The organism is Simiduia sp. 21SJ11W-1, from assembly GCF_024138675.1.
Classification (GTDB): domain Bacteria; phylum Pseudomonadota; class Gammaproteobacteria; order Pseudomonadales; family Cellvibrionaceae; genus Simiduia.
The window spans coordinates 3311473-3334631 of the sequence record NZ_CP090959.1; the positions used below are offsets into that span (position 1 = coordinate 3311473).

At 47.0% G+C, this 23159-nt stretch carries 19 protein-coding genes; 8 read left to right on the forward strand and 11 right to left on the reverse strand.

The genetic code is table 11. From position 1 onward, the window contains the following. Positions 1–5 precede the first annotated feature (5 nt). The 8 genes from L1F30_RS14505 to L1F30_RS14540 all read left to right on the forward strand — a co-directional run bounded on the left by L1F30_RS14505 (position 6) and on the right by L1F30_RS14540 (position 8659). Positions 6–1142, forward strand: coding sequence for a glycosyltransferase (locus L1F30_RS14505; RefSeq protein WP_253357193.1), 1137 nt, complete (start codon positions 6–8; stop codon positions 1140–1142). Further along, positions 1136–2479 carry a phenylacetate--CoA ligase family protein gene (locus tag L1F30_RS14510; RefSeq protein ID WP_253357195.1) on the forward strand — a complete coding sequence of 448 codons (1344 nt, stop codon included), beginning with the start codon at positions 1136–1138 and terminating at the stop codon, positions 2477–2479. The genes L1F30_RS14505 and L1F30_RS14510 overlap by 7 nt, the downstream gene beginning before the upstream one ends. Further along, entirely contained in the window at positions 2467–3363 is an 897-nt protein-coding gene (locus L1F30_RS14515; RefSeq protein WP_253357197.1) for a glycosyltransferase family 2 protein, read from the forward strand. The genes L1F30_RS14510 and L1F30_RS14515 overlap by 13 nt, the downstream gene beginning before the upstream one ends. Then, entirely contained in the window at positions 3363–4349 is a 987-nt protein-coding gene (locus L1F30_RS14520) for a polysaccharide deacetylase family protein (protein ID WP_253357199.1), read from the forward strand. Before L1F30_RS14515 ends, L1F30_RS14520 begins: the two co-directional genes overlap by 1 nt. Then, positions 4346–5428 (forward strand): glycosyltransferase, encoded by a 1083-nt coding sequence (locus L1F30_RS14525; protein WP_253357201.1) that lies wholly within the window; start codon positions 4346–4348, stop codon positions 5426–5428. Before L1F30_RS14520 ends, L1F30_RS14525 begins: the two co-directional genes overlap by 4 nt. Next, positions 5425–6366, forward strand: a complete 942-nt coding sequence (locus L1F30_RS14530) for an ATP-grasp fold amidoligase family protein (RefSeq protein ID WP_253357203.1) — start codon at positions 5425–5427, stop codon at positions 6364–6366. Before L1F30_RS14525 ends, L1F30_RS14530 begins: the two co-directional genes overlap by 4 nt. Beyond that, complete coding sequence (locus L1F30_RS14535; RefSeq protein ID WP_253357205.1) at positions 6363–7535, forward strand: glycosyltransferase family 4 protein; 1173 nt, start codon at positions 6363–6365, stop codon at positions 7533–7535. The genes L1F30_RS14530 and L1F30_RS14535 overlap by 4 nt, the downstream gene beginning before the upstream one ends. 125 nt (positions 7536–7660) lie before the next feature. Further along, complete coding sequence (locus L1F30_RS14540) at positions 7661–8659, forward strand: DUF1080 domain-containing protein (protein ID WP_253357207.1); 999 nt, start codon at positions 7661–7663, stop codon at positions 8657–8659. Here L1F30_RS14540 and L1F30_RS14545 read toward each other — a convergent pair. Genes L1F30_RS14545 through L1F30_RS14595 form a run of 11 tightly spaced genes read right to left on the reverse strand, consistent with a single transcriptional unit; the run spans position 8647 to position 23043 of the window. After that, positions 8647–9900, reverse strand: coding sequence for an O-antigen ligase (locus L1F30_RS14545; RefSeq protein ID WP_253357209.1), 1254 nt, complete (start codon positions 9898–9900; stop codon positions 8647–8649). The genes L1F30_RS14540 and L1F30_RS14545 overlap by 13 nt on opposite strands. A 12-nt stretch (positions 9901–9912) precedes the next feature. Beyond that, positions 9913–10638: an aspartyl/asparaginyl beta-hydroxylase domain-containing protein gene (locus L1F30_RS14550; protein WP_253357218.1), complete on the reverse strand. Its 726-nt coding sequence runs from the start codon at positions 10636–10638 to the stop codon at positions 9913–9915. 1 nt (position 10639) lies between these two features. Next, positions 10640–11605 carry a glycosyltransferase gene (locus L1F30_RS14555; protein ID WP_253357220.1) on the reverse strand — a complete coding sequence of 322 codons (966 nt, stop codon included), beginning with the start codon at positions 11603–11605 and terminating at the stop codon, positions 10640–10642. Next, positions 11598–13127 carry an oligosaccharide flippase family protein gene (locus tag L1F30_RS14560; protein ID WP_253357222.1) on the reverse strand — a complete coding sequence of 510 codons (1530 nt, stop codon included), beginning with the start codon at positions 13125–13127 and terminating at the stop codon, positions 11598–11600. Before L1F30_RS14560 ends, L1F30_RS14555 begins: the two co-directional genes overlap by 8 nt. A 12-nt stretch (positions 13128–13139) precedes the next feature. Next, positions 13140–14189, reverse strand: a complete 1050-nt coding sequence (locus L1F30_RS14565) for a GNAT family N-acetyltransferase (RefSeq protein WP_253357224.1) — start codon at positions 14187–14189, stop codon at positions 13140–13142. 10 nt (positions 14190–14199) lie between these two features. Beyond that, the gene (locus L1F30_RS14570; RefSeq protein WP_253357226.1) at positions 14200–16842 is read right to left on the reverse strand and encodes a tetratricopeptide repeat protein; all 2643 of its coding nucleotides are present in this window, start codon (positions 16840–16842) and stop codon (positions 14200–14202) included. Between the two features lie 21 nt (positions 16843–16863). Beyond that, complete coding sequence (locus L1F30_RS14575) at positions 16864–18159, reverse strand: hypothetical protein (protein WP_253357228.1); 1296 nt, start codon at positions 18157–18159, stop codon at positions 16864–16866. Between the two features lie 17 nt (positions 18160–18176). Continuing rightward, entirely contained in the window at positions 18177–19436 is a 1260-nt protein-coding gene (locus tag L1F30_RS14580; RefSeq protein ID WP_253357230.1) for a hypothetical protein, read from the reverse strand. Further along, positions 19436–20944, reverse strand: a complete 1509-nt coding sequence (locus tag L1F30_RS14585) for an XrtA system polysaccharide chain length determinant (RefSeq protein WP_253357232.1) — start codon at positions 20942–20944, stop codon at positions 19436–19438. Before L1F30_RS14585 ends, L1F30_RS14580 begins: the two co-directional genes overlap by 1 nt. A gap of 32 nt (positions 20945–20976) precedes the next feature. Then, positions 20977–21594 (reverse strand): XrtA/PEP-CTERM system exopolysaccharide export protein, encoded by a 618-nt coding sequence (locus L1F30_RS14590; RefSeq protein ID WP_253357234.1) that lies wholly within the window; start codon positions 21592–21594, stop codon positions 20977–20979. Between the two features lie 27 nt (positions 21595–21621). After that, positions 21622–23043 carry a TIGR03013 family XrtA/PEP-CTERM system glycosyltransferase gene (locus L1F30_RS14595; RefSeq protein WP_253357236.1) on the reverse strand — a complete coding sequence of 474 codons (1422 nt, stop codon included), beginning with the start codon at positions 23041–23043 and terminating at the stop codon, positions 21622–21624. Positions 23044–23159: the final 116 nt, after the last annotated feature.

The following is a 23159-nucleotide window of genomic DNA, read 5'->3' on the forward strand; positions in this document are numbered from 1 at the left end:
CCGCCATGAATATTGTGATCATGGTCGATGCCCTGCACAGCATTGCCGCCGGTAGCGAAAGGCAAATTTACAAGCTCGCAAGCGGGCTGGTTGAACGCGGCCATGCGGTAAAATTGGTGCTGCTACGCCATACTGCATTTACTGAATCATTAACGGATTTCCCCTGCACCATTACATCATTAGGCATTCCAAAGCTTGCGCGCTGGCAAACCGTTAGCAAAATGATCCACTTGCGGGGCCAATTAATTCGTGAAAACGTAGACGCCATTCACGCCTGGCTACCGGAGTGCTGCCTGCTGGCGCCGGCATTTTTAAAACACCCCAAACTTACCGTTATTACCTCTCGCCGTGATATGGGGTTAATTTACCAAGGCAAGCCCGCCTGGCTGTTTAAAGCCGTTCGATCCCGTACCGACGCCGTAGTTGCAAACTCGCAAGCCGTAGCCAAACACGTAACACTGCAAGAGAGGCTTCTGGGCGCACAATGCAAAGTCATATACAACGGGCTAGATACCTTTAACAGCAATGAAAACCCCGCCGAACAGGCGCCCATTTTTAACAGTGCCGATGCCATAAAACTGATTCTTGTGGCCAACGTTAAGCCGGTCAAACGCACACTCGATGCCGTAAAAGCGGTTACCCTGCTTAACAGCCAGGGCATTCTGGTGGAGCTTGCGCTCGCCGGGGAACCGCAAGATGCAAACTACGTTGCAGCCATAAAAAATCACCTTGCCGCCAATCAGGCAGAAAAGCAGGTGCACTGGCTGGGCTCTGTGCGCGAACCCAGGCGGCTTTTGCCGCAAGCAGACATAGGCCTGCTGGTGAGCGATTCCGAAGGGCTTTCGAACACCTTAATGGAGTATATGCAGGCAGGCTTGCCCGCCATCGCCACTAATGTAGGCGGCAACCCGGAACTCATTGAACATGAAGTGACGGGTTTGCTTGTTGAAAAAGGCCGGGTAGAGGCCATTGCAGACGCTATTTTACAGCTGCACCGAAGCCCTGCGCTGCGCGAAAGTTGTAAAACAAACAGCCAACAGCGCATTAACACAGAATTCTCTGTAGATAACATGATTAACCAGCACTTGGCACTTTACGGCGCATCGCATTCAGCTACTCAAGGGGTAAAGGCACCGTGTTAAACACACGCTGGATAGGCAAGGCTGCATATATCGCCTGGGATAAAAAAGAAGGCGGCACACGGCTGCGCGAATTCCGGGCATTGAACGCGCAAGACAGGCTGCCCCCAGAGCAATTGGCCGCCATACAGCAAACGCGCCTTAACGCACTTTTGCAGCACTGCTGGCACAACAGTGATTGGTACCGGCCCCTGTTACGTGAAGCAGGCTACACCCCGGAAAGCGTGTGGTCACCAGCAGACCTAACAGCCCTGCCGGTAACCACCAAGGCGGATATTCGCGACAACATAGATCAATTCATTGCAAGCAACGCCAACAAACAGCAGCTTGCACGCGCCAAAACCGGTGGCTCTACGGGTGTATCGCTAAATCTCTTTTTCGACGAGCACTGCCAGGCCATGCGCAATGCAGGGCAAATGTACGCAGACAGTATGGCTGGCTGGCATATTGGCGATCGCGTGGCCGCTGTATGGGGCAACCCACCCAAATACACCACAGCCAAGGCCAAGCTGCGGGCACAGCTGCTAGATCGCATGATCTTTCTAGACACCATGGATCTAAACAATCAATCCATGGGCGCATTTGTAGCACGCTGGCATGCCTTTAAACCCCAGGTAATTTTCGGGCATGCACACTCCATTTACATTTTCGCAAAATTTTTACTAGAGCAAGGTATTCAAACGGTGCGCCCGGTGGGTGTTGTAGCCACCTCTATGATGCTGTTAAACCATGAGCGCAAGAGCATAGAGCAGGCACTGGGCTGCAAGGTAACCAACCGCTACGGCTGCGAGGAAGTGGGGTTGATAGCCGTAGAATGTGAACAACACAACGGCATGCACCTTAATGTTCAACACCTTGTGGTTGAATCGCTCGATGCCGCAAACGCACCCGCAGCACCGGGCACTGCGGGCAAACTTGTTTTAACCGACCTCAACAACTTCGGCATGCCGCTACTGCGCTACCGGGTAGAAGACGTAGGCGCACTCTCTAACAGGCAATGTAGCTGCGGCCGTACCACACCGCTACTGGAGCGCCTTGAAGGCCGCGTGGCAGACTTCCTGAAAAAGCCAGATGGCGGCCAGGTGGCCGGGGTATCACTGGTGGAGCGCACGCTAACCAAAGTACCGGGCGTTGCCCAAATGCAACTGGTACAAGACACCTTGCATGAAATAAAAATTCACCGCGTAAAAGGGGCGGAGTTCAACGCCCAAACAGACAATGCGCTGTTACAGGAGTTCAGGCAAGTCTTCCCGGATGATGTGGCACTCACCATTAAAGACGCCGACAAAATTCCGCAAGAAGCGAGCGGCAAGTACAGGTTTTCAATATGTCGAATATAAAACAAGAGCCGCTGGTAAGCGTAGTTATCGCCACCTACAACATGGGCCAGTACCTGCCACAGGCAGTGGAATCGATTCTGTCACAAACATGGAAAAATTTGGAAATAATCGTAGTAGACGACGGCTCTGAAGATGATACCCCAAAGGTAATGAAGCAGTTTTCTGGCAACGAAAAGGTGCATTACATTGGAAATAAAAACCAAGGCCAGCCAAAAGCAAAAAACTGTGGCGTGAGGAACGCCAAGGGTGACTTCATTGCGTTCTGTGATGCAGATGATCTGTGGGAGCCCTACAAACTTGCCAAGCAAATGCCGCTGTTTAACAACCTGCGCACAGGTGTGGTTTATAGCGAAGTAAGCCACATAGATGAACACAACAGCCGCTACGAAAAGCCGCCAGCCTACGCCCGGCACCGCGGCAAAGTGACCGAGCAGTTGCTTTACAAAAATTTTGTACCGTTTGGAACGGCTGTAATTCGTAGGCAATGCGTGCTGCAGAACGGCATGTTTGATGAAGAATTCAGAATGGGCATAGACTGGGATCTATGGCTTAGATACTCACTCGACTGGGAGTTTGACTATGTACCAGACAAAACCTACGTGTACAGAGAGTGGTCTGGCCAGATGTCTACAAATTATAGAGGCCGCTATGATCATGCCTTCCGGATTCTTAAAAAATTCTCAAGCAGGCACCAAGGCCGGCTGGACAAACAGTCACTTAAGCGCGCTTGGGCCGATATGCACATCGGCAAGGGCAACATCATTGCTCGCCAAGAAGGTACGGTAAAAGAGCCTCTGGCCAGCATTCTGAAAGGCATCAGCCTATCGCCCGGGTACTGGTATGGCTGGAAATCACTCGCAAAGCTAGCCTTAAGGCGACCATAATGATTAGCAAAGATACGCTATTCAGCGCCGCAGAGGCTCTAGGCGGGTTCCGCGCCCTGCGCTACCTAACACGCAAACGCGAAAAAGTATTGATGTACCACCGGATTATTGATCACCCGCAAATTCCGGCTATTACGCCAAAGGAATTTGAGCAGCAAATACGCTACTTAAAGCGCCACTTCAACATCAAGCCAGTTGATCAATTAATTCAGGCCCGCGTACAGGGCACATCAGACGACAACGCAATAGCCATAACCTTTGACGATGGCCATGCAGACTTCTACCAAAATGCCTGGCCAATTCTGAAAAAATACCAGGTACCAGCGAGCCTCTATGTAACCACGGGATTCATAGACAACCAGTGCTGGTTATGGCCCGATCTGTTAAGACACATTCTTTGGACTACAGCAAACCCGGGCCTACTGTTTAACGGCAACCAACACCTCTCTCTGCAAAACCCGCACAGACAGAGCACTTGGAATACCATTGCCAGCCACTGCCTGAGCCTTGCCAGCGACGAGCGCATAGCGTTTATAAACAACCTTGCGCACACCTTGAACGTACCAACAGACAGCCCACCCAGCACACTTTACAAAGCAGTAACCTGGGACAACCTGCGGGAAATGCATGCGGCAGGCCTAGAAATCGGCAGCCACACTGTTAGCCATAGAATTCTAAGCACACTCAACAGCCATGAATTGACTATGGAACTGCGCGCCTCCAAGCAAAGAATTGAAGAACAGATGGAAAGCAAGATAAACGGCATTTGCTACCCCAACGGCATGAGAAAAGACATCAATCAGCAAGTCGAGCAGCAAGCAGCTTCAGAGGGATACCGGTATGGATTAGTAGCTTACCCGGCCAAAACCAACCGAAACAACCTATTCCATCAAGGCCGCTGGGCAGCACCTAAGTCATTTACGTTATTTAAGCGAATGGTGAGCGGCATTAGTCGCGACGGAAACCCGCAGGGTGAGCATGTATGAAAATCGCGCACTTCATAGACAGCGGGGGACTGTATGGCGCAGAAAAGATGCTGCTAACGCTATGCAAAGAACAAATCAAGCAGGGGCTAGATCCGTTAATTGTTAGCTGCGGTGTACCAAATGAAGGGCCTAAAGCCATTGAATTGGCATGTTATGCAGCAGGCATATCCTGCCTTGCTTGGCGCATGTCAGCAGGACTAAACATCAAAGGTTTTAAATTGCTGCTGGAAACGCTACAAGAAAAGAAAATCGATATATTTCATTCGCATGGCTATAAATTTAATATTTTATTTTGTTTTTTAGAGCTCCGCGGACTTAAGTCAAAAAAAATAACCACAATACATGGCTACATTCCTAGAAAGCCATTTACAAAAGGCTGGCTATATCAAGCGCTTGACCGAATAGCGGTTAAGACTTTTGATCACATTGTATATGTCAACGATATTGACAAAATAAAAAACTCACCGAGAAGTCGCTCAAGAAGCACCATATACAATGGCATTGAATTCAACAGTGAATCGAACACACAAAAAAAAGATATAAAATACAAAATTGCTTACTTCGGAAGGTTGTCGGAAGAAAAAGGGGCCAACCTTCTGCCTAAGGCGCTACTCATTGTAAATAAAAAAATCCAAGCCATCAGCTTGGATATTTACGGAGAAGGCCCTGATTACGAATTTATATCCAAAGAAATTAATGCGACGGGATTATCCCCACGTATAACCCTTAAAGGTTATACAAACAACGTGACAAAGGAATTTAAAAACTACGACCTGATCGTCATGCCAAGCAAAAGCGAAGGACTTCCAATGATATCATTAGAAGCCATAAACTCTAACACACCCATTATATGCACCCGCGTTGGTGGCCTACCAAATTTACTCGGGCAGGATTATCCTTATTTCATCTCACACCCTCCATCACCAGAAAACATCGCTAATTCAATTATAAATTTTTATGTTAATGGATTTGAAATATCACGCAACATTACAAAAGCCTTAAAAATTAAAGCCGCAAGAAATTATAGCAGCTCAACAATGTCCTCTGAGTACACAGCAATTTACAAAAAAATATCATGATTAAAAACATTAAGAACCTGTTGAGAAAGCACGAAGATATAGAACTAACAGCAAAGTCTATATATTTTTTCTGTCACAAAGTTATCGAGAAAGTAATACCTGACAAAACATTCCTAAGAATTCAATACCTTTTTAGGACAGGATCAAGCTTAAACCTTAAAAACCCAAGACTTTACAATGAAAAAATACAATGGTTAAAGCTAAACTACAGAAACCCATTACTAAATAAATGCGTAGACAAATGGGAGGTAAGGGAATATATAAAAAGTAAAGGCCTCGAAAACATATTAATACCCGCGCAAGGTCCTTATCACTCTATTGAAGAAATACACAAAGAGTCTCTACCTGAAAAATTCATCCTAAAACTAACTAACGGCTCAAGTTTTAACATCATCTGCCAGAATAAAGATAATTTTAGCTGGGATAAAGCCACTAGAAAATTCGACAAATGGAAAAAAATTAACTTCTTTTCTGCAAGAAGAGAGTGGGCATATAAAGATGTAGAGAACCGAATAATGATCGAAGAATTACTGGAATCTGAAACTGGCGGCCTACCATCAGACATCAGATTTTTTTGCTTTAATGGCGAGCCAGAAGTAATTGCAGTAGATCTAGATTCTGTTGAGAACGGCATCAAAACCAGCAACTACTTCAGGCATCTATATACGAAAGACTGGACTCCTATCGACGCAAGAATACAATACCCCAAAAAGCCTAATCACGAAGTGGAAAAACCAGCAAACCTTGATGAGATGCTAGAAACTGCAAGAAAATTATCTTCTGACTTTCCCGCTGTTCGAGTAGACCTATACAACACTAGGACGAGCATATTATTTGGCGAGCTTACATTTTATCACGCCTCAGGATATCAAAGAATAACTCCTGAAAAGTTCCATAAGGAATTAGGCGATAAAATCACCCTAGAGAACCTTCAATGAAAAAAATATTAACAATCTACAAAGAAGAATATCCATGGGATGTTCGCATCGAGAAACTCGCCTTACAATTTTCCAAAGAAAACGAGTCATATATATTAGCCAGAAACAATAACAACGAGCCAAGTGAAGAAAAGATCGGAAAGCTTAATGTTTTACGCATAAAGTACTTTACAACACTTCCAAAAATCATTAATAAAGTCTTGCAACTTGCCCTATGGTTTAATCCGGTATGGATATACAAAATATACTGCTCAGCCAGAGATTATAAAATCAATCTTATAGTAGTTCGTGACTTACCTTTAGCACCCGCTGCCATACTAGCGTCGAAAGCACTGCGCATTAAATGCGTACTAGACATGGCTGAATGCTACCCTCTGATGTATAAATCAATTTGCCAGGAATCAAACAATCCAACCACATGGATAATTAAAAACCCCACTATAGCCACTCTTAAAGAGCGCATTTGTCTAAAGTATCTAGATCATACTTGGACAATGATAGAAGAATCCGAATCAAGGCTCCTATCATTTGGCATACCAAAAGAAAAAGTGTCAATTGTTAGCAATACACCATCGACAACAAACCTTTTAGAAAAATCTCATAAAGGGAATGAGTTACGCATCGTCTATATGGGTTTTGTAACCAAGTTACGTGGACTAGATTTACTTATTTTCGGAATACATGAATTTATTCGACAACATGGTAAAACCTTACAGATACAGTTAGACATCATCGGTAAAGGTGAAGAGATACCGTACATACAGTCACTGATTAAAAGTCTTGATCTCGAAAAAAATATTACAGTGCATGGCTGGCTAGATCATAGTGAAGCCTCAAAGATTTTTAATAACGCTAATGTTGGTGCTCTCACTTACAGAAAATGCCCCCACTGGGATCATACGATTCCGAACAAGATATTTGATTATATGAAAGCTGGCATGCCCGTACTCTGCACCGATATTGAACCGATAATGCGCATAATTAAGGCAGAAAATTGCGGCATTCAAACAGCACTCTCGGACGAATCAATTGCCAGCGCTCTTCATACGTTATCAGACCCAGATCTAAGAAGTGCCTTCGGACGCAACGGCCAAAAAGCTGTTGCAGAACGTTATAACTGGGAGCACGAATGCCTCAAAATAGACCGAACCCTGAGGGAACTGTTATAACAGTTATAATTGACAACCAACACATTCAGTGCTTTTTATCATTAAAGGAAAAAATATTTCACAGACTTCAGTGCTAGACTTGTCTAAGATTTGAATCCATACCGACGTTATTCACGGGACAATTTATGCGAGCAAGATCACTTATCTCCGCAGCATTTTTTTTATTCCCCATGGTTGCTTACAGCCAAGCCGTTATAACTAGTGCTTCAATATCTGACAATGTGCTTACAATTGAAGGGAACGGCTTTGGCTCAGACTCGCCAATGGTCTTCTGGGATGACACTAAAAATTCATTCACGTTCACAAGCGCCAATAGCGGTGACCTTGTAGGAACAGGTGCCGATGAAAAATGGAATATTGCTGATAGTCCATGGGGTAATCCTATGGAATATGCACACAATAATTTAACAAAAGTTGGAAAAACCGATGCCTATTATAGGGGGGTCGGTAAAAAAGCAATTCTTGGTTCACCCAATATTGACGGCTCGTTAGATCAAAAAATGTATGTTTCATGGTGGTATCGCCCCAGCATGAGCCCAAGTGCAGAAGGGGGATCCAATAAGTTTATTCGCATTTGGGATAAGCCAGACGGAACCGGAACAAGAATTTCCTGGACGCAAATGCATCTAACATGCGGAGATGGTTCCGTAGTATCTTGGAAGGACTGGTCTGGGGCTCCTGGTGAATGGAACAGACATGAATTTTACGTTGACACAACAAACAACACAGTGCAAGTGTGGGTTAACGGAAAGTCACTCCACAACTTAAGTAACTGCCCAAAAATTGCTAGCGGAATTGGCCACCCTGTTTTTGTCCAGTTAATTGGATTCGACCATGGAAGCTCATCGTATGGGAGCATGGAAACTCATTTAGATGACATTTATATAGGAAATACTAAAAAACGTATCGAACTTTCAAATGAAGCTACTTGGTCATCGACGACAGTAAGCGAACCAGTACCAATTACAAGCTGGAGCGACACAGTTATCACGGCAGCTCCCTACATGACATCAAAAGTCAGGTTTTCCAAAGACTTGTACATATATATTTTCGACGATAACGGAAACGTCAATGAAAATGGCCATAAAATTAACTGCCTTTATTGTCCAAACTATGAAAGTTGATTCCTATTACCAGATGCTATTTTATATACAGCCACTGTTAATCCCGTTGCAAACCACCAATATATTTCATAAGCATCCATACCAAATGCCCCCAAGAATAATCTTGCATAGACAAACGCTATTGTAGCTTTTGCGATTGCTTTAATTAATTCATCGTCACTCTCACTTATTACTTTTCTATTTAAACTAACTATGCGAAGCAACCAGAAACCAAAAGCTAGCGCTCCAAAAATTGAAGTGTTCGTCAGAATTTCAAGGTAAAGATTATGGGTATCTTGAAATCGTCCAAACATTTCCATCCGTACAGTCGGAAAAGCAGATACACCAACACCCATTGGGTTTTCAAGAAAGACAGCCCAAGCGTCCTCTAATATTTCAAGCCTAGTAGATGCTGAAGCACCTTCAGCCTCTTCCATAGTGAAAATCGAATGAAATCTTTCCTTATATTGCTCTGGCATCACGAATGGCACTGTGAGAATAACTAACGCCAAAACAAGCACTGCTTTGCCAAACGATTTTCTAATCTGATCACGCCAAAAGTATGCTGCCAGAAATACCGTCGCTACATACCCGGTTCTAGATCCTGTGAAAACAATTATTACGAGACATGAACAAAGAAGCCCCAACAGTATCAACCGTCGTATATTATTAACGACTGGAAACAAATAAAAAATAAATGGTAAGCAACCGACCGCCATTCCACTGAATGAATTTGGATGACGATACATCAGTGTAGAACCATGCAATCGCATTATTCCTTGGTTCTGCCAAACCAGTCCTCCACCCAGCCAACCAAACATACCTTCTTGTCCAAGCTTTAACATCGCCAGCAAAAAAGCAGAGAGCACTACAGTCAATCCGAACTTTGTTTTCACAAAAACTGAAATAAACAAAGCCATCATGGAGAATTTAATTACCCTATTAAAAAACACATCCCAAGATTTATTCACATCAATGGAAAACAGGGTATAAAGGCCAAGCAGGACAATCCAAGTAACTACAGGGGCACGCAAAGGCGTTGCCGCCATTCGACCTGTCATCAGCCTGAACAGCGAAACTATGGAAAGAAATAAGCCTAGTAAAAACTCGAATCTTATGGTGTCAAGAATGGATATTCGGCTGCCTAATTGCAAGTACCAAGTGAATATATACACACCCGTAAGTACCACAAAGAATCGCGACTCTTCCTCATTCCTATTAAAGCCTTGAACTTCAAGGCCTGCAATACTCCTAAGCTCCATCAAACCTCCGGATTAATGCTTAAACCTTTGCCTTAATGACTGAAGCTTTGAGCCATTGTAATAATGCCAAAAAACTATACTTGCCTTAACCTTACTATTAATCAGCTTCCATTGGACTGGCAGAAGCAATCTATCTACGGCTCTTACAATGTGATCAACGAGTCCCGGAGAAGGAAAAAAGCCTGCCAACCAATCGTTAACTTCCAGATCCATAACGATATGATACCTTGGTGAGTCGCCTTCATTTCTTACATAATGGCGCTTTGAGAAATTGACATAATAAAGTCGCCCTGGTGCCATGCGAATAATTTCATTATCGACCCAAAAATACACACCCGGATTGGTTCTGATCGGTATGTGTAAGCGAACCTTTTTAAAGGCAATATTGGCTACTTCATCGCTTATATCACGGTGCATATTAATACCGGCACCTGGGTCTAACCGGGTAATCCGAATTCTTCCATGCTGGCATTTAAAAGCATCCAGAACTGAAGTCATATACGGTAACTTTTCACAAATTGCTGTGCGCTTCATTTCACTGTAGGGGGCAACCCGCTGGGATTCAGCACCTACCATCTCACCGCCCTTAGAAACAAGGGGTATAGATTTCCACCCCCGGGAAAGCGTTGGGTCGTAATGTTCAAGCCAGGCACCTTCCTCAAGCTGCTGTAGCTCCGCCTCTAGTTTTTCCACGTCGAACTTGACTGGAAAATCATCTGTCATGTCATAGTATTTCATACTAATCTCCAATCGCTCTCTTTTCTTTTAATCCCATCATTGCCAGCAGTGCCTTTAAGCAATGAATCAACGCGGCAGTATTTGGCTGAGTGATGTAGCTCTCTAAACCGGCTTTTAAACTTTCTTTAAAATCGCCCTGTTTTCGCAATGCATATGCATAGCTTGAGTAGTCAGATGCTATTTGCCGGATAATGATGCGCCCCTGACGCTTTGATTCACACAATAACAAAGCTTTTTTTAATGCCTTAATCTTGCTTTCAGCACGCCCTAAAAATCCTTTGCCACTAATGCTACTACCTCGCTTCCGATATTGATGCAACGGTTTAGGATAAAAAACGGCTCCGTGGTGCTTTGAGAGATTGAACCACATCAACCTATCGTCTGAATTTTTTAGTTCCTCATCAAAACGAAACCCTTGATCTAGCAATTCATGTCGTATACATACACTCGAGGTTCCAATGAAATTATTTCTCACAAGACAGTCAAACAATAATGCGTCATCTATGAAAACCGGCTCATTCTTGAATTTTACTTTCTCGTGAAAATAATCAAATTCACCTTTTAGAAAGTCACTTTTAATGACACTTCCGTCCTCATCAATTTCTTGAAAATTAGAAAAAAATAACCCCGCTTTTGGATATTTCTGCAAAGCAGCCAGGGTCTTTTGTATTTTTCCCGGCAACATAATATCGTCAGAGTCAAAAATGAAAACGTACTCACCCCTTGCGGCCTCAATACCAACATTTCTAGGCCTCGCAGGGCCACCAGAATTTGGCTGCGTTAATGAAACAAATCTATCATCGCCATATTCTTTGACGAGCCTCAATGTATTATCGGTAGACCCATCGTCAACAACTATGCATTCCCAATTGGAATACTTCTGAGCAACGATTGAGTCGAGCGTTTCAACAATGTATTTTTCGGCGTTGTACGCTGGAACTATTACTGAAACCAATGGGCTATCCATTAGTAATCACCGCCTTTTTCTTACTTATCAGGAACTTGATTTCTTTAACGTCTGATTTCGACAATAAGACGCTTCCAGCTATTAAGCAGACAAACACTAAACCCAAACCTCCTATCGCGACTTCTACCAGCCCAGTAAGATAGGAAGACGATATTAAATACAACGCAGTGAAACCTGCAGCATTAAAAGCAAGAAATGCAACCAATCTAGCCATCCACCCGTAATGCATGAAGGCAAAAATTCGATTACAGTACCAAGGCAGCACCACCAACCTACCCACTAAAGTTGGCAGAGAGACCGCAACAGCTGCGCCGATCAACTCATACCGGGGAACCAGAATGGCACATAGCACTGCCACACATGATGTTTCAACCATCGAAAGCACTGCACCGAAGCGATGCTTGTTAAAGGTCATTAGCAGGCTGATTAGTGGTGATGTTATGTAAACCATTAGCCGCCCTGCGGCCAATATAATCAAACACTGCCATGCAGATCTGGCAGGGAATTCGTCACCCATCCACAGTAGAATGAAAACCTCACCCACCAGCACAAAGCCTAGAAAACAAGTTACCGCAAGAAAGGCATCCAACTTTATAAAACGTATTAGCGATTCCCTTAGCTGATCCCACTGTTGCTTTGCATAGTACTCAGTAAAAATCGGCCCGGTCATGCTGGTTGCCTGCGTTAGAAACGTAATGGCGTAATCAACCAGGCGAATAGCTACGTAATAAACCGTTAAAACTGATGCCCCCAGTAAATAGGCAATAAACCAAAGGTCCAGCTTATCCCTAAACATGGTGTTAAGATCTATCACGAAAACCCATTTACTGAATGAATAAACCCCTTTCAAGGTCTCTTTGTTTACAAGGCTTTTGCTGTATTTAAGTTGTGTAAAAAGCCTATTCACCATTACCACATAGATTGCGGTACTCAATAACCCTGTAACAAAGCCAACCAAGGCCATAGCAATAATGCCGTGCCCTTGGCTTACGAAGTAGTAAATCAAAAGCGCGTCGATTATGGTTTTTACAGTTCTAACTTTTGCGACCCAGTCAAAGCGCATATAGGCGCTAATAACACCAGGAAACGCCTTTGACGGAAACTCAATGGCCAGCTGGAGCCCGGCTATCAGCAAGACCATTTGAACCATTGATACGTGCTGCGGCTCATCCACCAGCCGTTCTGTTCCAACAAATGCAAAAACGCAAGATACAGCCAATACCAACAAGCCCAATACGGCATAAATCACTAAAGCGGTATTGATTATTTTATTAGCATCTTCATATCGCTGCTGGTGAATATATTTTGTTACAAAGCGGGTAACTGCCTGCGAAAACCCCATATCCAACAGATAATAAGTACCTACAACACTGCCAACTACCACCCACAGCCCATACACCTCTTTGCCTAACGCGCCTATTAGAAAGGGCATCATCAAAAAGCCGATTGCGATTCCAACCAGGGTCTGCAATACGCGGAACGAAGAGCCGCGCATAAACAAACTAAAGGTACTTAACTGCACTTTGTATGCTTCCTACTTTAATTCAATATCTGGCTTTATTCGTTTATAAGCCCTATATGCTGGCGCCATACGCGCAATCCAGCCTTTAAACAACCTGGCATGGGCTAATTCTGCCGATGTATTAGCGAGCGATGCCTTATAATTTGCCTCTCGCCCTTCACCCGCCAGGCAGTCGTACGCTAGAGACTTTGACAGCGCCTCTTCAATGCCCCAGCCCAAGTGAACAGACCCTAATTTAATTTGCGGGTGGAAATCTTCTTTATACCCAGATTGGATGTTGTATCTCACGCCTTTGTATTCGATATCAAACAATACAGAAACAGCACGCGCATTAACATTTAGCACGCTTAAATTCACAGCCCCACCCTCGGCAACAAACCGGTGCAGGAACTTGGTAATCATCTGTATAGACAAGCCGGAATAACAGGGCCTACCCCAACGCGCCAGATGAAAGCTATTTAATTGCGCAATAAAACTGCTTAGGTCACACAAAGGGTAAGATATAAACTCGCAATTACCGCCATCCAACAGCCGATCTCGTTTGTTGAAATAACGTACTCGCGTGCTTTTACTAAGACTTGCCTTATACTTGGCAAAGTTTGTAGCTGCTACGGCGTAGGTTTTTTCGTAGTGAATAGTTCTACTGCCTTCGCTCAACATTTCAGGCGGGTACAAGCGCACATCCAAGTCTGTTAGCTCGAGCATATTCCAAGCAATACCTGCCGTTTGCTTTAGCAGCTCTTCTGGGCCCACCACTTCATTTGCAATAATGAGTGAGTTGTATTCAGATCTTGGTGACGCAAGTGCACTTGAACCACACCCTACCAAGGCTAAGCATTGCACTGGCAATACTTTTTTTAATCGCCTTGGCGCTGTGTATACCATTTCCAGCGGGTGGCCACGGCCACCTATATCGTAGATTTTTACCCCTGGCTGCTGCCCATAGGTTTCCAGCCACGCACTAGCCCATGCCACTGTACGAAAGGGGCTCGCCCTATAATGCTCGCGCCCTTTAAATGAAGACGCGCCAGTAGCTACCGGCGCGTTGTTGTTGTTTTGCACAGCGGGCAACTTAAAGCTTTGACTTGGCTACATTCAAATGCTCTTGAATTTCTGCGTTATCCGGCGCCAGTGCAACAGCTTGTTCTAAAATGGCGTGGCCCTCTTGCACCTCGCCGCTTTCTACCAGCATCCAGGCATAGGTATCCATAATGGCGGCACTGTTAGGGGCCAACTCAAATGCCTTTCTTGCGGTGGGTAATGCGCGCTTGTCGCCGCGCTCGTGGTAGATCCATGCCAGGTTATTCAGTGCTGCAGGAATGTTAGGGGTAAGTTCCAGTGCGCGGTTGTATAGCTCTTCGGCGGAACTGATATCACCGGCAGATTGCTTTTGCATGGCGTTATAAAGCACAGGCTTACTCGACTTAGGCAAGGCTTGCTGCCATTGGGCCAAAAAGCTGGCCCCGCCGTCGCTGGATTTCACAAGCAAAGCGAACATGGCATCTGCCGTTAGGTCGTTAGGCTTAATACCCCAGGCGGTTTGGTAAGCGCCCAGCGCCTGCTGCGCGTTGCCTTTTTGTTCAAAAATTTTACCTTGCAGGTAGTGCTTGGCTACTGAGTCTTGCTCGCTGCCGCTGTACTGGTTCAGTATTTGTTGGGCTGCATCGCTGTTGCCTGCATCCAGCTCTAGCTTAATGAGGTTGGCAATGTAGGTAACGTTCTCAGGCATCCATTGTGCAGAGCGCAACAGGGCCGCTTTCGCACCTTGCACGTCGCCGGCCTGATATTTGGCAAAGGCCTGTAGCTGGCTGGCCTCTGCTGCAAGATTTTTAACTTGTTGATTTTGTGCATTCTTGGCGAGCGCCTGCTCTGCCAAAGCAAGGGCTCTGGTGTGATCGCGTTGTTCGAAGGCGAGGCGCGCCATGGCATAATCTGGCTGCCAGTATTTTTCATTGATATCCAGCTCTGCAAGACGCGCTTGCGCCAAATCAATTTGGCCCCTGCGGTGCAGGGTGATTAGCCACTGGCCGTAGGCCTTTAATACAGCCGGGTTAGATTTTATTGTGTCTTCCCAGGCTTGGGTTGCCTCTACAAGCTGGCCGCTGGCCGCATAGGCTTGCGCAAGCCCTGCATAGGAAAGCCCCAGCACTGTGGCATCACCTTTTGCAATAGCCCGCTCGAAATGTTTGCGTGCAGGGCCGAAGCGCTCTTGCCCTAAGTCAAACCAGCCCAGAAAAAAGTGGGCTTTGGCGTTATCTGGATTTTCGGCAGCGTAGCGCTCAATAACCTCTTTAAGCTCATCTTTGCGCCCGTCGGCCGCCAGCGTCCGGTAGTACACCTGTTGCACCAGAAAATCTTCGGGCGCTTCGGTGTTGGCCTTTTCAAGTTGCGCTATAGCCTGGGCTGTATTGCCTTTTTGTAGCTGAATTTTGGCAAGGGCAATGCGAAGCCTGGGCTGATCCGGGTTTAGCGCCAAGCTTCGCTCAAGTACGATCATGGCCTCGTTGGTATCTTTCTTAAGCTCGGCAAGCGCCAGCCCATAGGTTGCCAATACACCGGCATTGTTAGGCTGCTGCTCTACCGCGGCCTTTAACATCGCCATGGCTTCGTCTGAGCGCTTTGAATTCAGCTTGGCAAGTGCCGCCGCTTGAATCACTGTGGGGGTTGCTGTTTCTGTATCTACAAACTCATCAAATAATTGTGCCGCCAGCTCGTTTTCGCCCTGCTGCTGTGCAACCAACCCCAATAAGGTTGCCGAATTTTTATCTTGCGGGTATTCCTCTCGCAGTTCTTTAAGAATTGCCGAAGCAGCGTCCAGTTCACCCTGGGTATACAGCGCCAGCGCTTCTTCAAATTTTTGCTGGGCCTCGTAGCTGCCCGGGTTGGCATCTGCCAATAGCTTTTGATAGGTAAACGCTTCTGCAGACCTGCCCAGCTGGGTGAGCGTATCTATAAGGCGCCGTAAAACAAATGCTTTGTCGGCCAGCATTACATCTGTTGTGGGTAAACTTGCCATCGCCTTGGTATAGGCACGCTCTGCGTCTTCCAGCTGGTTGTAGTAGAGCGCGATATCGCCTGCAAGCGTAAGCGCATCAAAATGGGTACTGTTTGCCTCAAGTAGCGCAGAGAGGTGCGCTTGGGCTTCATCTGGCTTGTTTTCAGCAAGGGCTTCGGCGGCTGACAGGTATAACTGTACTACCTTGGCTTCAGGTGCTGCGTTGTTTTCAAGGGCCGCTTTCACAGCCGTAAAGCCAGATTGATCTTTTAAGTAGAGGTAGGCTTCACCCATCAAGCGCTGGCGCTCCAGCAGTTTTTCTGCACTGTAGTTTTCTTGCGGCTGCACCGTAAGGGCATCTATCGCTGATTTGAATTTTTTGTTGGCAAGGTAGGCAGACCCTAGCTCAATGCTCGCCTCGGCGCCCAGCGTGCCTGCGTCTTTACGGGCCTCAAGCAACTTCTGGGTAAGGCCAAAGGCGCCTATGTTGTTATATATTCTTGCCAGCACCAAGTGGCCGCGCTCTTCATCCGGGTTTAGCTGAATCACATTACGCGCTTCCAGCATGGCAGCCCGGTATTGCCCTTGTGCTTCGTATACTTGTGCAGATTTAAGGTGACGCGCTGATTTCTGTGCGTTTTCTTCTGCGTCATTACTGCAGCCAGCCAATGAGATAACCAGGGTAATTACTAACCACTTGAACTTCGCTAATGTATTCATGTGCGTGCCAATCCGTTGTGCTTATTTAAGTGTGTAGTTCATTGATACGCCAACAACATTCTCTTCATAGGTTGCATCGCCATCTACATATTGGCGCCGCTCGTATGTATAAAATGCCTTGGCATCAAGGTTCTTGGTAAAGCCATAATCAAAACTGATGCCGGCGTTATCACGGTTTAAATCGCTTTTTGATTCTGCATCAAACTGTTCTTGCCGGCGGGTGTAATTGGCCGACACACTGGCCGCCTCGGTTAGCCGGTACGCAAAGGTAAGGCCTGCCGATGGCTGCGTATTGTCTTCATCAAGGCGACGGTAGTTGTCATCGCGCACCTGCAGAAATACCTTTGCGGTACACAATGTACACAGTGCTGTTGTTTGCCAGGTTAGGCCAATCTGTTTGCGCTCTATTTGATCTACCCCAACGCCGTCTGACGGGTTACCGGGCACTGGGCTTTGATCCAGGCCCGCACCGTAGGATGAATCGGTAAACTCTTGAGATGCATTTAGGCTTAAGGTATGCAACGCCCCTTGGTAACTTATAGAGGCGCGATAGGTAGGCGATTTAATGGTGTCGCTTGAGTCTTCAAAGGTGGCCTGGTTTACCCCTGCCATTAGGCTGTAGGTGATTTGGCGCAAGGCCGCACTGTACGTAAGGTGTGCGTAGCTTTTTTCGAAATTGTTGGTTTCGCTGTTCGGGTAGGTTACATCTATTGTACCCACTGTAAGCCGCATCATGTCGGTACGGGAAAGCTGCCTGCTCCAATACACTGAGCCGCCGGCACGCTCGCTGTTACGCAGCTCGTTATAGCGGTAGCTAACGTCTTCATAGCTGCCTGCCACTGCCAGCGTATCTACCCTGGAAAGTGCCAAGCGCAATGTGGGCTCTGCACCCCAAATCTGCTTTTCATCCAGATTATCTGATATCTCCAGATCTTCCGGCGTATTGTATTGAGCTTGATTGGAATGGCGGATGGCAAGCGACAAAGGGTCATTGGCAAGCCCTAATAGCAGCTCGGCCCGGCCCTCCAATGTATTGCGATTGGTTTGTGAATCTTTTGAGTAGTTTTTATAGCCATAGCGGTATTCGCCCTCAAAGGCAGACCAGCCACCTTGCCAGCTAGCAGCAACGGCCGCATTGAAATCATCCTGGCGCTCTGTAATGCCGTTGGCTTCTTGTTTGCGGGCGTTATCTGATTGTTGGGTGCCCATGCCCACCGAGGCACTGAAAGGCGATTCTTGCGGCGCTGAATCTTGGCCAAATGCAGCCGCCACCATAAGTGGCGCTGCACCCAATATAACCGTTTGAACAATGCGCATAATCGCCCCTTAAGAATTCAGTGGTTAAACACCAGGCCTGCAAAGCGTTTGCTGCCTACGGCATCAATGCCCGAGAGCACTTCATCTTGTGTAGCACGGCCGAACGGCACCAATAGCAGCGCCATATCGCAGTGCTGCGCCAAAATGCGTGCCTCCGTTGAAGACTCTACAGATGGTGCATCCAAAATAATGAATCTATCCGGGTAGCGAGCCTTAATTTCCTGAATGAAGGTTTTCATCCGATCCGAGTTAAACAACTCGGCCGCCGACTCATTGCTGCCAGCGGTTGGGATGACTCTTACCCGCTCTACACCCGAGGGGTAGATGATCTGCTCTAGCGTGATTTCGTCATCAGTGAGGTATTGCGACAAACCAAAGTTGATTACACCGTTAACATAGCGCTCTGCGGATGAATCATAGGGGTTGCAATCTACATACAAGGCGGTTTTCTTTGGGTCTAGTGCAAATGTTGCAGCCAGATTAAATGCAAAAAAGCTACCGCCGCCGGCAGCCTTTAAAGAAGACACCAATACCACTATGTTATCGCTGGTATTTTTTTGCAACAGGCGAATACGCACTTCACGGAATGCATTTAAAACATCGCGCTGGCGCATGCCCACGTACACCACTTTACGCTCGTGTAGCTCATCTTGATTCCAGAGCGGGGCCGGCGCCATGTCTTTAATGTTGGAGCTGGCTATCCGCTTTACCGCACCGGGTTGCGTAGTGGCGATATTGGCTTCTTTTAGCATCTTGCTTGCCTCTGAAGGTAATTCATTGCGAGTTAGTGCACGCGGCGCGTTAACCTGCGGCCTAGTTTCACTGGCAGGCATTGCATCAGCGCCCACCTTCTTACTGCCCACCAAGGCATCGCATTTGTCGTCTGCCCCGCCTAAGATCTTTCTGAAAGCCGCAGCTTCATTGTGCTTGCCTTGTGCGCTTAACACCTTTACCAACTGTGTGAGTGCTACCGCTTTATCCAGGCTGATCACGCTTTCCACCGGCAGCGTTTTTAACGCGGCCCTAACATACATTTCCGCCTTGGCGTAATTCAGGCGCCCAATGGCTATAGCACCTTGTAGCATCAGCGAGCGAAAGTGCGTGGGGTGGTGCTTTAGTAATTTATCTAGCATTTTTTTGGCCAACGCACTGTCGCCGCGCTTTAAGGCCAGATCTGCTGTTGCAAATTCGCGCTCTACGCGAATGGCATCCGCCTCGCTTGTAAGCTTGTCACTTACCGGCAGTACTGATTTACTTGGCGGGCCCATGATTTCCATTAAAGCGCAATCCGATACCAGTAAATGGCTAATCCGCAGTAGGCCGCCATAGAAAGGATAGACAGCAGCACCAGTAGCAGGATGTCTTTGCGCAATATGCGGTTTGCTATGGGCGAGTCGTAGTGTGGTACCACACCAATAAGATCTATCTCGGGCGGCAATTGCTGTTGCAGCACCCTGGCACTTCTGAAGTGCGGATCAATCAGTATCAGTAAAATGATTAGGCCAAAAGGCGCCAACAAGCCCAACACCGGCCCCGCTATAGCAAAGTGCAGGTATTGAATACCTGCAGGCGCCAGCGGGAAGGTGGCTGGATCTTGAATTCGGTAGGTAACCCCCTGCCCCTCTTGATCCAGCGTCATTGAAAGGCGCGCAGATTCTTTGCGCTGCAACATTTCCTCATAAACATCACGGGTAACGTTGTAGTCGCGGGTAAGCTCTGAAAGCTGAGCCTGGTTGGCGGCAACACGTTGTGCCCGGTCTCGCTCTTGATCAAGCAACTTCTCAAGCGACTGCATGCGGCGAACCTGGGCTCGCAAATCTACCTCAGCGAGTGAAAGCTGTTTGCGCAGTTCTTCATACAAGGGGTTCTCTACGTCTTTGCCATAGATTTCACCACTTTGCTTGGTTTGATCTATAAGTGCATCAAGCTCGGCAATCTGGCCCCTCAGGGATATCACATCCGGGTAATTCTCCTGGTAGCTCAGCAGCATATGCTCAAGCTGCGTACTCAGGGCTTGCTTGCGCTGCACCAGATCTTCAATCTGGCCTTTGGTTTTTAAATATTGGCCTTCGTCTGAGAGTTGCTGCTGGATGGTATTAATTCGTGAACGGGATTCCTCTATACCTATGGCCAAGGTTTCAATATCTACCCTTAGCTGCGCCATGCGGGAAGACACAGAGGCCTCTGTGCCATCTAGGTTTTTTGATTTGAACTCTTTCAGCCGCTCTTCAGCAAGCTCAAGCTGACGCTTATAGGATTGCACCTGGGCATCAATAAAGTTAAAGGCACCAAGGCTTTCTTCACGCTTTTTCTTTTCTGTGTTTTCTATAAATGCAGAGGTAATGGCATACAGCGTTTCAAAAGAGTTATCAGGCGTTTCTGCGGAGTAACTAACGGTAAAATAGTTGTTTTTATCTGGCTTTACCTTCAGGCCTGAGCGAATCTTCTTGATGGCGCGATCTTTTTCCTCTGGCAGGCTTGCTTTGGTTATTAGCCCAATTTCTTCTGCTGCGGCCTCCATAATTACCCGCGCATAGATGATTTCACGGGCCTGCTGGGAGCGATCTATCTCTGTTACCGCCGCCCGGCCTTTCAGGAGTGGCTCAATAATATTGGTGACATCCGAATAAAGCACCACACTGGTTGTGTACTTATTGGGCCACAGCATTCCAATACCGAGCGCCAGAAAGCTGGTAAGCAAAAACAAACAAACCACCGCAACGCGGTAGCGGATCAGCTCGGCCTTTAGGGCTGCGAGCATTTCTTTTAAGTAAACCTTATCCATGGAGGTATCTCATTGGGCCTTAAGCCTTTCCATCAAAACATTCTTTCAGGCACGGTTACGATGTCTGAGGGCTGCAAGGGGTAGTTGGTGCTTACATCCCCCTTGTGAAGCAGGTCGTCCAGGCGCACGGGGTATATTTTCATCTCGCCGTTTACGCGCCGGTACAATTTAGCGTTGTTTGACGATGCAAAATCGTTAGCGCCGCCGGCAATGAGCACAAGGTCTAGCACCGTCATGCCCTCGCGAAAGGGAATAGATTGCGGCGCTTGTACCGCGCCGGTAATCCGCACCCTGCGCTGAAAATCCGAACTGCTAGGGTTGGCAACTATTACCGTCACCTGGGGGTTGCGCACATAATTTTTGAGCCCGGCAACAATATTCTCAGACAGCGCAATAGGCGTAAGGCCTGCTGCCACTATGTCGCCCACAAGGGGCATGGAGATTTTCCCATCGGGCCTTACTGGCACTGCCAGAGAAAGCTCCTGATTGCGCCACACATTGATTTGCAGCGCATCGCCCACGCCAATGCGGTATTCCTGCACGTTGCCCACATCTGCAGCCGGCGGGGCCTCAGATTTCGGGTTGCCGGCACAGGCCGCCAGAACAATCAGGCCTGCGATAATTGCCAAGCGATAGATGATAGACGCCATAATCTGCCCTCAATAATTGGTATACATTTAACGCACACCCTTGCCCAGCAGAATAATTTCCACTGTTTGCACAAGAATGAGCATATCCATAAAAAAGCTTTTATTTTTTGCGTAGTACAAGTCGTATGTGAGTTTGTTTTTGGCATCTTCAACGGATGCGCCGTAGGGGTATTTCAATTGCGCCCACCCCATTAACCCCGGTTTGACTTTGTGCCTCACATCGTAAAACGGAATTTCTTTTGCAAGCTGTGCAACAAATTGTGGGCGCTCGGGCCTTGGGCCAACAAAACTCATTTCCCCAACAATCACGTTATAGAGCTGGGGCAGCTCATCAAGGCGGGTATTGCGAATGAAATTACCAACGCGGGTTACGCGTGAATCGTTCTTTTGCGCCCACACAGCCTTGCCCGCCTGCTCGGCATCCTGGCGCATACTTCTGAATTTATAGATACGGAACACCCGGCCATTTAGCCCCACACGCTCTTGTGAATAGAGCGCAGGGCCTGCGCTCTCAAGCTTTACCGCCAGTGCGGTAAGCAGCATAAATGGCCAAAGCACTAACAGAAAAAGTACAGACACACACAAATCAAAGGCGCGCTTGATAAACAGGTGCCGTTTAGAATTTTTAAAGCCATCGGAAAACAGCAGCCAGGAAGGTTGCAGCATGTTGACATCAATACGGTTTAGCTCGCGCTCACAAAATCCAAGCACATCGGTAGAGCCCACGCCTGCCACTTTGCAATCCAGAAACTCGCCCACGGGCAAGCCTTCACCGGCCGACTGGCTGCGGCGTTCATCGGGTGCAATAACAATTTCAGAGATTTGCTCGCGCTTTACAAAGGCTACCCAATTTTGCGGCACGGCGCGCAACAGCGCAGAATTTACGGCAATCTCGTCACCTGCGTCTGCAATGCACCCCACCACCTGCACGCCCAGCTTGGTGTTTGCGGTATCCAGCTCGGTCAGTAGCGCCTCTGCCTTTTTGCCAGCGCCATAGATAATCACCCTGCGGCGCAGATTGGCGGTATCCACCAGGCCAATAAACAGCGCCCGTACGGCAAACACTACAAGTGTTGCCACCAGCACGCCCCAAAATACCAGCCCACGGTCTATGAACTCATCACCCAACGCCAAATTGACGCAATACAGGCTTAGGCTACCTAACAGGAAAAAGCTTACGAGTGTACGCAGCATCATGCTGGCGTAACCTTCGCGCACCAAGGCGATGTAAACGCCCATAGACAAGGTGCAGCAGCTCAGCACGACGGCAAAAATGAATAGAGGAATCCAATCAGAAAAATTGATAGACCAAACGGGTGCCGCGTTCAGCAGCAATAACTGAAGATGTTCTGCAAACCATGCAACACCGATGAGCAGACAAGTTTCTACAACCCCCAGAACAACAAAGTGCTGGTGAATGTAGTGCTTGTTGAGGCGTATATACGACACCCTGAATCCCTTTCCCTTTTAATACTTCCTGTGCAGGCCTCTAACGTGCCTTTAGTAAACTGATAGCACTTAAGCACTGCCAGCGAAGCCCACCATTATATCGTAATCAAGAATTT